The 14,303-nt window shown below is 66.0% G+C and carries 11 protein-coding genes; 1 reads left to right on the top strand and 10 read right to left on the bottom strand.

From position 1 onward, the window contains the following. Positions 1-15: 15 nt before the first annotated feature. From ACI3KS_RS03980 to ACI3KS_RS04020, 9 genes are all read right to left on the bottom strand, one after another. Positions 16-693, bottom strand: coding sequence for a sirohydrochlorin chelatase (locus ACI3KS_RS03980; RefSeq protein WP_404915437.1), 678 nt, complete (start codon positions 691-693; stop codon positions 16-18). Then, the gene (locus ACI3KS_RS03985; RefSeq protein ID WP_404915439.1) at positions 690-1,820 is read right to left on the bottom strand and encodes a uroporphyrinogen-III synthase; all 1,131 of its coding nucleotides are present in this window, start codon (positions 1,818-1,820) and stop codon (positions 690-692) included. The genes ACI3KS_RS03980 and ACI3KS_RS03985 overlap by 4 nt, the downstream gene beginning before the upstream one ends. Continuing rightward, positions 1,817-3,052: a uroporphyrinogen-III C-methyltransferase gene (gene cobA, locus ACI3KS_RS03990; RefSeq protein WP_404915441.1), complete on the bottom strand. Its 1,236-nt coding sequence runs from the start codon at positions 3,050-3,052 to the stop codon at positions 1,817-1,819. The genes ACI3KS_RS03985 and cobA overlap by 4 nt, the downstream gene beginning before the upstream one ends. After that, positions 3,049-3,414 carry a nitrite reductase small subunit NirD gene (gene nirD, locus ACI3KS_RS03995; RefSeq protein WP_404915443.1) on the bottom strand — a complete coding sequence of 122 codons (366 nt, stop codon included), beginning with the start codon at positions 3,412-3,414 and terminating at the stop codon, positions 3,049-3,051. Before nirD ends, cobA begins: the two co-directional genes overlap by 4 nt. Beyond that, the gene (gene nirB, locus ACI3KS_RS04000; protein WP_404915445.1) at positions 3,411-5,990 is read right to left on the bottom strand and encodes a nitrite reductase large subunit NirB; all 2,580 of its coding nucleotides are present in this window, start codon (positions 5,988-5,990) and stop codon (positions 3,411-3,413) included. The genes nirD and nirB overlap by 4 nt, the downstream gene beginning before the upstream one ends. Before the next feature lie 924 nt (positions 5,991-6,914). Continuing rightward, on the bottom strand, positions 6,915-7,955 hold the full coding sequence (locus ACI3KS_RS04005; RefSeq protein WP_404915447.1) for a LacI family DNA-binding transcriptional regulator: 1,041 nt from the start codon (positions 7,953-7,955) through the stop codon (positions 6,915-6,917). A 35-nt stretch (positions 7,956-7,990) separates the two neighbouring features. After that, the gene (locus ACI3KS_RS04010; RefSeq protein ID WP_404915449.1) at positions 7,991-8,914 is read right to left on the bottom strand and encodes a carbohydrate ABC transporter permease; all 924 of its coding nucleotides are present in this window, start codon (positions 8,912-8,914) and stop codon (positions 7,991-7,993) included. Continuing rightward, a complete protein-coding gene (locus tag ACI3KS_RS04015; RefSeq protein ID WP_404915451.1) occupies positions 8,911-9,777 on the bottom strand; it encodes a carbohydrate ABC transporter permease in 867 nt (288 codons plus the stop codon). The genes ACI3KS_RS04010 and ACI3KS_RS04015 overlap by 4 nt, the downstream gene beginning before the upstream one ends. 117 nt (positions 9,778-9,894) lie before the next feature. Continuing rightward, on the bottom strand, positions 9,895-11,211 hold the full coding sequence (locus ACI3KS_RS04020) for an ABC transporter substrate-binding protein (RefSeq protein WP_404915453.1): 1,317 nt from the start codon (positions 11,209-11,211) through the stop codon (positions 9,895-9,897). A 144-nt stretch (positions 11,212-11,355) separates the two neighbouring features. On the opposite strand from ACI3KS_RS04020, the gene ACI3KS_RS04025 reads away from it, so the two are divergent. Beyond that, complete coding sequence (locus ACI3KS_RS04025; RefSeq protein WP_404915455.1) at positions 11,356-12,174, top strand: alpha/beta fold hydrolase; 819 nt, start codon at positions 11,356-11,358, stop codon at positions 12,172-12,174. 42 nt (positions 12,175-12,216) lie between these two features. Here the strand turns inward: ACI3KS_RS04025 and ACI3KS_RS04030 are convergent, their stop codons facing one another. Beyond that, positions 12,217-14,283, bottom strand: coding sequence for a glycoside hydrolase family 36 protein (locus tag ACI3KS_RS04030; RefSeq protein WP_404915457.1), 2,067 nt, complete (start codon positions 14,281-14,283; stop codon positions 12,217-12,219). Positions 14,284-14,303: the final 20 nt, after the last annotated feature.

Consider the following 14,303-nt stretch of genomic DNA (forward strand, 5'->3'; position numbering starts at 1 on the left):
GTGCTCGCGGCGACGTCAGGCCGCGGTGAAGCGATCGACGATCACCTCGGCAATGCGCACGTCGACGCCGAGCGGCGCAGAGACCAGGTCGGCACCCGATCTCTGGACGAGTCCGGCGAAGTACCCCGGAGCGAGCACATGGCTCGCGGCGATCACCCGGGAAGCCCCGTCACGACGAGCGGATGCCACCGCTTCGCCGATCCGCGGATCGATCGCCGAGGCGTAGCCGATCGTGATCGGGGCGGGGATCAGACGAGCGAGGTGTTCGGCGGCTGCGTTGACATCCGCGACGGCGGCGGGGTTGCTGGACCCGGCTGCGGCGAGCACGACGTGGTCGCCCGGGACCCAGGTGTCCGAGACGGTCGCCCGAAGTCGGTCGGCCAGCACCTCGGCGATCAGCGGGTGCGTGCCCAAGGGCTTCCCCGCCCGCACATTGTCGTGCGGGCGCACCGCGTCAGCGATGTCCACCGCCGTGTGGAACCCGACGGAGAGCAGCAACGGCACCACCACCACATCGTCGAGGCTCCGTTCCTGCTCGATCACCTCGAGCAGTGTGGGCTCCTGCACATCGACGAATGCCTGCACGACTCGCGTCTCCGGCAGCAGCTGCCGAACGAGATCGACGAGAAGCTCGACCGCGCGCCGTCCCTCCGGCGAGTCCGTGCCGTGGGAGCAGGCGACGAGAGTGGTCATTCGGGTTCCTCCACGGTGAGTCGGTAACCGCGTTTCACGATGGTCTGGATCACGCTCGCACCGCCGAGCGACTCCCGGAGCCTGGCGACCGCCATCTCGACAGCGTGCGCGCTCTGGCCGCTCCGCGGCAGCGCGAGCGCGAGCTCCTCCCGCGAGAGCACCCGGCCAGCGGCGTCGAACAGCTCGCTCAGGATGCTGGCACCTGCGCGAGAGAGCGGCACGAAGCGCCCGTCGAGCAGCGCTCCGCCGCTGCGCACCTCAATGGCGCCTGCCGCCGTCCGCAGCCGCGGCGCCGCCCCTGAGGCGAAGTGATCGACGACGCAGCGCACCAGCGATCCGAGCCTGCCGCGGGCGGCGAGCGTGGTGGTCAGCTCGGCCTCGCGCAACGGTGTCGCCGTGATGGGGCCGACGGCCGCGAGCAGCAAACGTCCGGCCGCCGCGCGTCGACGGATCGAGTCGAGCGCGTCGGCGCGCACCGCGGCTCTGACCCACTCCGCGGCGCCGGGCGCGGAAGTGAAGAGCACCGCGTCGACCTCTCCCGCGGCGGCCTGCACGACTGAGCGGTGCACGATCTGCGGATCGGGCGGCGGACCCCACCGGTAGACCGTGATGCTCACGACATCGGCACCGAGGCCGGCGAGCAGCGCATCGAGACCGTCGGCCCCTGCACCGTGGTGCTGGATCGCGATGCGTTTGCCGGCCACACCGTCAGCCGTCAGGTACTCCCCCACCTCCGCCGACGTCTCGGACTCCGCGACCCAGTCGGCCGTGAACCCGGCCTGCTGGATCGCACCGTGCGCCTTCGGCCCTCGCGCGACGAACTGTGCGCCGGCCAGCGCGACCGCGAGGTCCTCCGCCAGGTCGTTCTCGTGCGCGGCATCGATCCACCCGCGGAACCCGACACCTGTCGTCACGATCACGATGTCGGGCGGAATCGCGATCAGATCGCGGGTGCGCGCGAGGAGGTCCTCGTCGTCTTCGTTCGGGATGATGCTGAGTGCAGGAGCCCGGTAGACCTGTCCACCCCGGCGTTCGAGCGCGGAGACGAGGTCACCCGCGCGCCGGTCCGCGGCCACGACGATGGTGCATCCGGCGAGAGCCGGCGGGAGCGGGGCACGGGTCGTCACGCCAGGGCAGCCCCGATCACCGCGGGCGCGGACAGCAGCAGACGATCGCTCGCGACCTCCCCGATCACGATCACGGCGGGGTTGTGCAGCCCGACCGCGCGTGCGTCCTCGACAGCCCGGCCGAGGGTCGTGCGTGTCGTACGCTGCTGCGGCGTGTGCCCGCTCTCGACGAATGCGACAGGGCGGTCCCTCGGAACGCCGTGCGCGAGCGCGGACTCCACCAGCCGTCCGAGAGCGGCGACGCCCATCAGGACGACCGTCGTCACCGTCACGTCAGTCATAGCCTCCAAGGTACCCGGCCCGAACCCGCCCTGCCCGTTCACGACGTGGAACGCCGCTGCCGTACCGCGGTGCGTGACCGGGATGCCTGCTGCCTGCGGCACCGCGATCGCGCTCGAGATCCCCGGCGTGACGTCGACCGGGATCCCGGCGGAGAGACAGGCGCGCATCTCCTCACCGCCGCGCCCGAACACGAACGGGTCGCCGCCCTTCAGCCGGACGACCCTGCGTCCGGCTGCGGCGTGCTCGACGATGATCCGGTTGATCTCGTCCTGTGGGACCGGGTGCCGACCGGGCTGCTTGCCCACGTCGATCACCTCGACATCGGAGTCGAGCCCCTGCACGATCTCGGCTGCCGGTCCGAGGCGGTCGATGACGAGTACGTCCGCCTCGGCGATCAGGCGTCGGGCGCGCACGGTCATCAGATCAGCGGGACCGGGACCGCCACCGACAAGGTCGACCCTGCCGCTGCGGCCGGCCCGTCGGCGCCGCAGCGGCAGCCGGCCGTCGCCGACCAGATCGGCGATCGCGTCGCGCACCGCGACCGAACGCCGAGGGTCGGCGCCGACGGTGCTGGTGACGGCGACCGTCACGTCGCCGATCTCGGCCTGTGCGGTGAGCCTGGCCGTGCCGTGCGCGCCATCCGAGGCGTTGATGCAGAGCACGCGCTGCAGTTCGCACTGCTCCGCGACGAGACGGTCGACGTGCGGATCGCCGGTCGCCGTGTGCACGAGCCACGCGCCGTCGAGGTCGCTCGCACGGAACACCCGGGGCTCCCACGAGAGAGCGTGACGCTCGACGAGCAATGCGGTGTCATCGTCCAACACCGGCGCCACGATCCGGGGGCTTGCGCCGTCGGCGAGGAAGCGGTGGAGGCGCTTTGCCGCCACCGGCCCTCCGCCGACCAGCAGCACATCGCGTCCGGCAAGGTCGACACCCAGCATCACGGTCATCGGATCTCCTCGATGTCGACCTCGACGCTCCCGTCGACGACGGTCACGCTCCACACCCGCAGCCTGGCGGGTTCCTTGCCCTGCGTCTCGAGGCACGCACCGCTGCGCAGGTCGAAGACCTGCTTGTGCATCGGCGAGGCGAGGGTCGGCGTGTCGCCCCTGCTCCCGACGATGCCGCGCGACATCACGTTCGCTCGGCTGTACGGGTCGTAGTTCGATACGGCATGCACGGATCCGTCGGCCAGGAGGAACAGTGCGACCTGCTCCGCGCCGATGAGTGCGGCCCGTCCTCGCTCCACCTCGAGATCGCTCAGGGCGCACACCCGCACCCGCCGCAACATCGTGGAGCTCGTGAGCGTCATCGGCGCACCTCCAACGTCGTGCCGGCGATCAGAACCGCACCATTGCCGCGCTCCTCGGCCGTGGCTGGGCGCACCTGGCCCCGTTCCGGCACATACGCGAGCGAGGGGTCCGGCGTATCGGGCGCGTTCACGAAAGACTCGAACCGCCGCAGCTTCACGGGGTCCCGCAGGGTCGCCGCCCACTCGTCCTCATAGCGGTCCACGTGCACCGCCATGGCTGCGTCGAGGTCCTCGCAGATGCCGAGGCTGTCGTCGAAGATCACCTCGCGGAGCCCGTCGAGCCCGCCGTCGAGCTCCATGCACCATCCGGCCGTCCGCTGCAGTCGGTCTGCGGTGCGGATGTAGTACATGAAGAAGCGGTCGATCGCGCGGATCAGTCCTTCGTCATCGAGATCCGATGCCAGCAGCTCGGCGTGCCGAGGAGAGAACCCGCCGTTCCCGCCCACGTACATGTTCCAGCCCGTCTCGGTCGCGATCACACCGACATCCTTCGAACGGGCCTCGGCGCACTCCCTGGCACACCCGGAGACGCCGACCTTGAGCTTGTGCGGCGCGCGGAGACCGCGGTAGCGCAGCTCCAACCGCACCGCCATGCCGACCGCGTCGAGCACGCCGTATCGGCACCATGTCGATCCGACGCACGACTTCACGGTTCGGAGCGCCTTGCCGTACGCCTGCCCCGACTCGAACCCGGCGTCGACCAGCTTCTGCCAGATCTGCGGCAGCTGCTCCAGGCGGGCACCGAACATGTCGATGCGCTGGCCGCCGGTGATCTTCGTGTACAGCCCATACGAGTCCGCGATGGTGCCGATGGCGATGAGTCCTGCCGGTGTGACCTCGCCGCCGGGCATCCGAGGCACCACCGAGTAGGTGCCGTCCTTCTGCATGTTCGCCATCACGTGATCATTGGTGTCCTGCAGCGAGGCGTTCTCACCGTCGAGCACGTGCGCGCCGACCAGCACGGCGAGGATGCTGGCGAGGGCCGGCTTGCAGATGTCGCAGCCCCGACCGGTGCCGAAGCGCCCGATGATGGCGCTGAACGTCGACAGCTCCGACACCCGCACGGCGTCGAAGAGCTGCCGGCGCGACATCGCGAAGTGCTCGCAGAGCGCGTCGGACGTCGTCTGGCCGAGCTTGGTCAGCTCCTGTCCGACGATCTTCTTCACGGCGAAGATGCACGACCCGCAGGTCGCGCCGGCCTTCGTGCACTCCTTGACAGCTGCGGCATCCGTGCAGTCCTCCGAGTGGACTGCCTCGCGGATGCGACCGGCCGTGACATTCGAGCACGAGCAGACGACGGCCGAGTCCGGCAGCTCGCTTTCCTGGAGCGCTGCGCCGCCCTCCGGCAGCAGGTAGGCGGCGGGGTCGGCGCCGAGCGGCGCACCCACCAGCGGACGGAGCGAGCCGTACGCCGATGCATCGCCGACGAGGATGCCGCCGAGGAGGGTCTTCGCGTCGTCGGAGAGCACGAGCTTCTTGTACACCCCGTTCACGGGGTCGGTGTAGACGACGTCGAGGGCGCCCGGGGCGACAGCCATCGCGTCGCCGAAGCTGGCGACCTCGACGCCGGCGAGCTTGAGCTTGGCCGAATCGTCGTAGCCGGGGAAGGTCGCGTCGCCGCCGAGCAGGCGGGTCGCCGCGACCTCCGCCATCGCGTATCCGGGGGCGACGAGTCCGACGGAGCGACCGTCGAAGTTGGCGACCTCGCCGATCGCGAGGATGTGCTCGTCGACGGTTCGGCAGCGGGAGTCGATCAGCACACCGCCCGTGGGATGCACGTCGAGCTGAGCGAGCCGGGCCAGGGAGTCCTGCGGGCGCACGCCCACCGTGAAGATGACGATGTCCGCGTCGTGCATGTTGCCGTCCTGAAATTGCAGGGCGGCCACGGCACCGGATGCATCGGGGTCCAGGCGCGTGGTCCTTGTACCCGTGCGCACCTCGATCCCCTTCGACTCGATGAGCCGGCGGAGGATCGTGCCCCCGGCCAGGTCGAGCTGGGCCGACATGAGCCGGTCGGAGGACTGCACCACGGTGCAGCCGACGTCGAGCCCCTGCAGCGCACCGGCGGCCTCCAGCCCGAGCAGACCGCCGCCGATCACGAAGCCGCGCAGTGGGCGACCGAGCTGTGCCGCCCGTCGTTCCACGAACCCACGGATCGACGCGACATCGTCGAGCGTCCGGTACACGAAGCAGCCGGGGAGCGTGGCGCCGTCGACCGCGGGTCTCAGGGCGTAGGACCCGGTGGCCAGCACGAGCGTTCCGTACGAGTGCTGAGCGCCGGAACGTGTGCGCACCGACCGCGATGCCCGATCAATCTCCGTCACCCGGTCGTGAGCGATGAAGCGAACCCGTGTGTCGGCGAAGATCCCGGAGTCGAGCTCGAGGTCTTCGGCGCGCGCACCCGTGAAGTACGAGGTCAGCGCGACGCGGTCGTACGGCGCGCGTCCCTCCTCGCCGATGACGGTCACGGTCCGCCCGTCTTCCTCCGAGCGCAGCAGACTCTCGACGAACCGGTGCGCCACCATCCCGGCGCCGACCACGACGACATCCGCCGATGCGCTGTCTCGAACGATCATGAGCCCTCCTCTGTCCGTGGTGCCGACGCTAGGCGCCCGGTGTTTCACGAACAGCCCGGTCGCGGTTACGTCGAACGAACGTTCTGCTCACATCTGGATAACGCTGAAGTGAGAACGTCGTCGTTGCACACGGCCGGCTCCCATCGGTGGCATATCGCTCGGCGATGTCCTCGGAGTTACGGACATCGACGCCGCTCCTTTCGCACGTGATCGTTCTGATGTTGAGGGATTGATCGAGATCCGTCTCCAGCGCCCTGACCAGAGGTGTGCGCACCATTCGAGTCCGAGGGCGAGTAGCGCAGCTCGGGGGAAGGTCATCTTCTGGAGGCATCTGTCCGATCTCACGAATGTTGTCAGTTAATGAAACGCGACACCCCCGGAAAGACGGGTGACTGATGTGACGCCGAGGATGCCAGTTTTCTCACGAAACATGTCGGTAATCGAGTTCACCTTCGACCTGCTGACACGTCGGGCGATCGCCGGTTCGACCGACTTCCGAGTCCAAGACCTCGTCACAAGCAGACGTCGCCTCGCCGAAGAGACCCCCAGAGCGTCTCACGAGCTCTTCGCAACTGCCGACCTCGATCCCAGCAACGCTAGCGCGGTGCTGGGCCCCTGGATGACCCAGCTCGCGGATAGCGTTGTCGCTTGCTACGACGACATCGCCGCCATGATCGTCAGCGCCGCGCTGCGCGCTCATGTGAATGTGCCCCGAGCAACTCGAGGTGATCGGATATGTCGACACCCCTAGTTCATTTACGCGTCCCAGCGATCAGCAGCGTTCGCGTCGACACCGCAGGGCCGCGACGATACCTCGCGATCCTTGCCCTCGGCGCGATCTCCAACGAGGGCATGTCGTCCGCTGGGCCTGAAACAGACGCTTACGTCGTCACGCGCGAGACCACGTAGGCGACTCCCACCAGGTCATACCTGTTGCGGCACCAGCAGTGGTGTCGAGGTACGCAGGACCGGGTATCCGTTCAAGACGACTGCGCGGCCGGGGGCATCGGCTGATCGAGCCATTTCGAAAGCCTTCTCGGCTGCCTCGAGCCAAGGGAGGTTGATTGTGGTGAGGGGTGGATCGATGTCACGGAGCGCGGGCATATCATCGCAGCCGGCCACGGCAATGTCGCGGCCGATAACGAGCCCCTGTTCACGCAGCCGAACAGAAAGTCCGATCGCCATGGAGTCGTTCACACAGAAGACGACGTCAGGAAGCGGGCGGCGTCGAAGAACTTCTCCTGCGGCTCGGTACCCGCCGTCGTGACTGGATGCTTGCTGCAGGACTCGATCAGGCGGCACGGTGATCCCACTCGTCGCACAGCCTTCGATGAACCCGGCGGTTCGCTCGCGCGAGATGTTTCCGAGTCCGATTCCACCAACGATCATTGGGGTTGTGTATCCGATGCCGACAAGCGCCTTGGCGAGCTCCCCGGCGGCGCGTCTGTCGTCGACCACGACGGAATCGAAGGGTGTTCCGGAGACACCTATAACGACGACGCGGCATCCTTCGTCTTCGGCGTGCTGGAGTTCAGCCGTCAGTTCCGGCATTCCCTCGCTGTCCGATGATTCGGTGCCGACGTAGATGATCACGGAAGGCCGTTGGCCCCGGAGGAGGCGAATGGCGTTGGATGTCGCAGTGATGGCTGCGGTCTTCGCTACCGCCGTGGTGACCAGCATGCCCCGCTTGGCGGCAGCGTGGAAGACACCTGTCATGACGGGGTTTTGGTAGTCGTCGGGGATGTCTCCAACGATCAACCCCACGGCGCGAGAGCGGCCCAGGGCGACTGCCTGGGCGGCCAGGTTGGTGGCATATCCCATTCGCGTGGCGACCGCCCGCACGCGTGCCTGGGTGGTCTCGCTCACACGTCCCGTACGGCCATTGAGGGTGCGGGAGGCTGTGGAGACCGAAACGCCCGCTTCGCGAGCGACGTCTTCGAGCGTCACGGCGCCGTTCTCGGACATCGGTTTCCTTCTCGGGCGGGTGGGAGCGGGATAGGTCACTTTATCGCGCCGAGGGTTACCCCTGTCTTCCAGTAACGCTGCATGGCGATCATCATGATTGCGAGCGGGATCACCGAGATGAGCGCTCCTGTGATGGTCAGCGCGGTGAGGTCGACGACGGAGTCGGACCGGTTCACGAACCAACTGTAGAGACCCACAGCGAGGGTCCATTTGTCGGATCCGCGGAGCATCGTGAGAGGAAGGAAGAAATTGTTCCAGTTGGCGACGAACAACAGGATGAAGACGGTCGCGGCGCCCGTGCGCATCATCGGCAACACCATCGTGAAGAAGATGCGCCATTCGCCTGCGCCGTCGATGCGAGCGGCTTCGAGGAGCTCGTCGGGGATGGACCCGTCGACATACACCTTCGCGAGGTACGCACCGAACGGGGAGACGAAAAACGGGATCAGGACCGCCCACATGGTGTCGACGATGCCGATCTGAGAGAACAGCAGGAACAACGGCAGCGTGATTAGGGTGCTCGGGATCAAGAACGAGCCGACCACGATGCCGAGTCCGATCCCGCGCCCTCGATAGTTGAACTTAGAGAGCGAGTAGCCCACCGCGATCGAGATCAGCGTGCAGACCGCAGCGCCGACGCCGGAGTACAGGATGGTGTTGAGGACCCAGCGGAAGAAGACGCCATCCTGGTAGGTCGCGAGCGACCCGAGATTCTTCCAGAGATTGAAGTCGGCGAACCAGAGCCCGTTGGAGTTATAGAGGTCGCGACGATCTTTGGTGGAGTTGACGATCAGCCACCAGATCGGGGCGACGGAGTAGATCGCGAAGAGGATGAGGCCGATGAGGGCGACTGTCTGCTCCCGGGTGCCACGTTTGCGAGGGTGGGGGGTCCGGCGTCGGTCCGACCCGCTCAAGACGACTGCTTCCGTCGCGGTCGCGTCGCGGTAGTCAATTGTCACGATGCTTCCTTGCGGTTGGTCAGCTTATAGAAGCCGAAGGAGAGCACGCCGAGCACCGCGGCGAGCACGACGGAGAGCGCGGCGGCGTAGTTGTAGTTGTTGCTCGCGAACGCCTGGAAGTAGATCGACATAATCGGCGTGAAGTCCTTGGTCACGGTTTCCGGCGAGGCTGCGCGGAACAGCAACGGTTCATTGAAGATCTGCAACATGCCGATGATGGACAGCAATCCGGTGAGCACCAGGCTCCCGCGGATCGCAGGAATCTTAATGGACCATGCGATCCGCAGCGCGCCTGCACCATCCACGCGAGCAGCCTCCAGCACGGAACGGTCGATTCCGCGCAGAGAACCGTAAAGGATGAGCATGTTGAAGCCGAGCACCATCCACACGATCAGGTTTCCGATCGACACCCAAAGCATGGACGGTGAGAACAAGTTGACGTCGACTCCGAAGAGGTCTCCCACTGCGGTGAAGGGTCCAACGCGGGGTGAATAGAGGTAGACCCAAATAAGTGATGCCACGATCGCGGGCACCATGTAGGGAACGAGGAGTGCAGTGCGGAATCCGCTCGCACGCACCTCCGAGGTCAGGCTGTCGAGGAGCAGAGCGGCCGTCAAGCTGAGGCCGAGTGAGATGGGGATCTGGACGATAGCGAAGATCGCCACCCTGACCATGGATGCCCAGAATCCGTCGTCCGTGAACGCACGGACGTAGTTATCGAGGCCGGCGAAGACGACGTCGGTGCCGCCCAGTCCCAGCCCGCCGCTGGATTGCACGGAGTAGAAGCTCTGCTGAATGGCGTAGAGGATGGGCAGGACGAAGACGAAGATGAAACCGAGGTAAAAGGGGGCCGCGAAGGCCATGCCGGCCCGGTTCTGTGCTGCTCGCCAGCGGCGCCGCACGGGAGGCGTGAAGCCCCCCGTGCGGTTGGCCGTGCTGGACGACGTGGTGGAAGTAGACATCGTCATAGCGCAGGGATGTTACTCCGCGACCTGAATGTTCTTCGACTTCAGGTCGTCGATGGTCCACTCTTGCATGTGCTCGAGGAGCTCCTGCATTGTGGCTTCCTTAGTGATGACCTTGGCCCACCAGTCGGTGAGCTCTTCCGTCGCCGAGGCCTGGTTGGGGCCTTCGATCATCGATCGCGCCGTGTCTGCTGCCCCGAGGACAACCGCCGGGGCGTCCTCGCGGGTGTCGCCGAGGAGCTTGGCCGGCAGGAGCTGGTCGATGACCGATTCGGGGTCGGCAACAACGGGGAACGCGGCACCACCTTCGGTGGGATCGGCCAGAAGTGCGATCGCGTCAGGGTCGGTTGCGGTCCACCGTGCGAACTCCACCGCCGCTTCGGGGTGCTCGCTCTTGGGTGAGATGCCGTAGATGTTGTAGTAGCTCGGCGACACCAGCTCACCGGACGCCGACTCCGACGGGTACGGGGCCAGCTCCCAGTCGCCCACCGAGGCAGCGAAGTTCTGCTCATAGACCGGAAGCTGCCACGTGGAGGTGGTGAACTGCGAGAGCTGGCCGGAAGAGAAGAACTGCATCAGCGCGTCCCACTCGATGTACGTGTTGTTGGAGACGATGTTCGCGTCGATCGCCTGCTGGATGATCTCACCGGCTGCGAGCGATTCTTCGGAGGTGAACCCGATCTTCCAGGCGTCCCCCTCTGGCTGCCACCACTCCGCGCCGAACTGCGTCGCGACGTCGCGGAGGTAGGAGGGGTCTTCACCAGGCAGGTTCATGCTCTTGATGTCGCCCTGCTGCTGCATGGTCTTTGCCTGCTCGAGGAACTCGGCCCAGTCGGCCGGGGCCTCGAACCCAAACTTCTCGAACGTGGCTGTGTTGATTGCGTTGAACGTGGGGTTCGTGGCATACGGCACACCCACGACGGTGTCGCCAACGCTGACGAAGTCGAATGCGCCCTTGGCGAGGGCACCGTCATCGTTGTTGAACCATTCGGAGATGTCCCGCGACACACCGTCAGCCAGGAACGAGACCGAGTATGTGCGCGGCACCTCGAACACATCGGGCGCGTTGCCCGCGGTCGTGGCGTTTTGCAGCGCCTGCGACAGGTCGGAGTCGCCGCCCTGCTCAACGTAAGTGATCTGCGTCTCGGGGTGCCCCTCGTTCCACAAGTCCACCTGAGCCTGCTGACCCTGGGTCTTGCCCCAAAACGTGAGTTCGATCGGATTCTCAGCAGAACCGCTCTCCCCCGAGTCGCCATTCCCTGCCGAGCATGCCGCCAGGCTCAGAACAAGGCCACCTGCTGCGATGGCCATCAACGCCTTTCGCGCTGTCATCTTCTTCTCCCTTGATGAAGGTGGTGCACGCTCGATATTGAGCAAGCGCTTTCAAGATATGGGCGGTAGCCTCCGTATGTCAAGCGGATTTATGCGCTTTGCTTTCGCGCTAACGCTTGCGCAATTTGCGCATACTGCGGCAGAGTGGACACCGTTCGTCGTGGAACGGAAAGGAACATGGTGGGAGCATTGACGCGCACGCCGGTGGTGTTGGTACATGGATGGGCCGGATCAGCCGAGAGTTGGAGGCCGATCCAGGACCTTCTCGATCCCGCGACATGGGAGGTCATCACGCTCCAGCTCCCCGGCTCTCCGGGCGGAGGGCAGGGGCCGTCGACCGTGCGATCCGCGGCCCAAAAGCTGGTGTCGGTCCTTCGTAAGCTGTCGGCGCCGGCCGTGCTCGTCGGGCACTCAATGGGCGCGCAGGTGACTCTTCTCGCTCACACGGAGGCGCCGGTGCTTATCCACAGCGAGGTGGTCATCGATGCGGCATACGCTGGGGAAGCATCGACCCGTCAGGAGATGGCGGTGTGGGCGGCCAACATCGAGCGCGCCGGCCATTCATCGGTTTCCGAGTTCTTCGCCTCCGCCACCACAGGGATGTCACCTGCTGACACGGCACGGGTACTCGGAGATCTTCGTGCCACCGACCCTGCCGTGATCGCGTCCTATCTCCGATCGGAGTACGTCGACCCCGACGCCATCGGGCTCATGCCGTTCACGGCAGAGGTTGCGCAGTTCCGCCGCAAGCCGGTTCTCTCCATCCACTCCACGGTGCAGAGCGTCCAGCGCGAAGCATCGCTGCACACACCCCCCGGATCCAGGTCGGACCTTTGGGACGGTCACGGGCACTTCCTGCATCTGGAAGATCCCGCACGATTCGTCGAGCTTCTCGACGGGTGGCGGACCGCCTTTCTCGATCCTGAGAAGGTTCCCGCGGGCCTGGAGCGTCAGGGCCGTTGACCCCACGTCGGGGCGTGTGATCGCCGCCCCGACCCCACAACCTCAGTCCCGGTCGGCGACAAACATGCGCGCTGAGCGACCCGGCGACGTACGAAGGTGCGTTCCACCTGACGGAGACGAGGTGACCGACCACGAATCGGCTGTACCGCCCTGTCGGGGGAAAGTTTGCCGAAGGGTGGATGTCACGTCAGGGATATCCACCGAACGAGATTCCTCTGCCCGATCCCAGATGAAGAGGTACGTGGCCTGCGGGCTGCGCAGTCCGAGACACACAATTAGGTCGTCCCAGGCGGGCAACCCTAGCGGCCAGAATGGCACGGCCGTTCGAAGGTCGTCCCGCATGCCCTTGTGGACCGCCACCGCCTCACGAACAAGCCCTTCTTGATCCGCGCGCAACTCGTGAAGGAACCCGGAAAGGTACAAACGGCCGGACAGCCCCGTCACGAGGGTGAAGACGGTGTCCTCCCAGCTCATATGGGTCGCGGGGTAGGCCCAGTTACCGCATTGTTCGGGCAGAATCGATGCCGGCGCGGAGGCCGCGATCGGGGGATAAAGCTCGAAGTTCTGCTGATCGCTGGTCGACTGGAGATGCGTGACTGACAACAGCCCGTAGTCTGCGCGCATGGCTCCGGAACTGCAGTTTTCAATGAGAACGTCGGGGTGCCGGCTGGTGAGATTCCGGATCCATTCCTGCAGGGCCCGAGTGTGGGCAAGCAGCCCATCGCCGGCCGTTGTTGCATGCAGTTCGGTGCCGGCGCCTGGGTTGATGTTGTAATCGAGCTTGAAGTAGCTGACCCCGTACTCGGCGACCAGGTGGTCGACCGTGGCGTCCAGGTGTGCGCGAGCTGCCGGGTGGCGAAGGTCCAGATGGAACCGACGGTCCTCCACGACCCGTGTTCCGAACCGGGTGAAGAACGCTTCCGATGGCAGACTCGCCGCAACCGCGCTGTCAACCCCGATAACCTCGGGCTCCAGCCAGATCCCGAGCCGCATTCCTCGCGCGTGTATGTGATTGGTGACCTGACGGAAGCCGGCGGCGAATCGCTCTTCGGCGACCCGCCACTCCCCCACGGTGGTCCACCAGTCCCCGATCTCAGGATTCGCGAACCATCCCGCGTCGATGCAGAACACCTCCGCACCCGCGTCAGCTGCCGCATCGATCAGCGGAAGGAGCGCGTCGGTGGTCGGCTGGCCCATGAGCGTGTTCATGAAGTCGTTGTAGACGAGCGGCAGCGGTTCGCTTTGGGACTCCCGGCGCAGCCAGCGGCGGTAGTGCGTGAGCTCGCCGAATGCTCCATCTCGGCCCTCCGGTGAGATGGCGATCGCAGCCGGCACGGTCGTGAAAGTCTCGCCGGGCCTAATGGTGTGGGCGAACTGGTGTTCGAGGTCAGTCGGACCCAGCAAGCTGAGCACGCCACCCCCGAGCGTCTGAGTGAGGTCCCACAACCAGGGCCCACTGGACTCGATCTGCCAGGCGATCCCCAGCCCACGTCGCGTATCGGTGATGACACCAAGGGGCAGGTGCTCCCCCGTCGACCATGAGCCATGGCTTGTGACAGCGAAATGCCCGCGGCCGTCTTGTGCGTGAATGGTCAAACCGAGGTCCGGGAGAACTTCCCGCAGCGGCATCTCCCGCCAGCGATTCTCGGCAACCCACTCGCTCTCGGCGTAGCCGATCGTCATTGTGTTCAGGTCCTCTTCTGATCGCCCGAGTCCTACGGTAAGGGAGCCGACCGAGGTGATCACCACAGGCGAGGCTGAGGGGTTTGAGACAGCGGAGGTGACACGGACCACGGACTGGCCAGCCGGGACCTCGACTGTTGTGCGTACCTCCAAGAGAGTCACCGCGTCGCGCTGCAGGACGGTCATTGTGGTGACCTCCGGCTGCTCAGTGACGTCGTGAGATACGTACCGCAGGCGGTCGCCCACCGCGGAACGCACATAGGCCTGACTTGTACGCCCGCGCTGCTCCGCCGAGGTGGTCACCTGAACAAGAGGCACACCCGTCCGACCGAAAGGTAATCCCCCGACCTCGTCCAGCGACACCGGACGGTCGTCCGTCCAGGACACGGCAAGGGGCAGAGCACTCAGGTGCGCGCGGTCGAGCATGGAGGTTCTCCTTCGATTGG

Origin of the sequence: Microbacterium sp. ZW T5_45 (assembly GCF_044987415.1) — a bacterium.
Classification (GTDB): Bacteria; Actinomycetota; Actinomycetes; order Actinomycetales; family Microbacteriaceae; genus Microbacterium.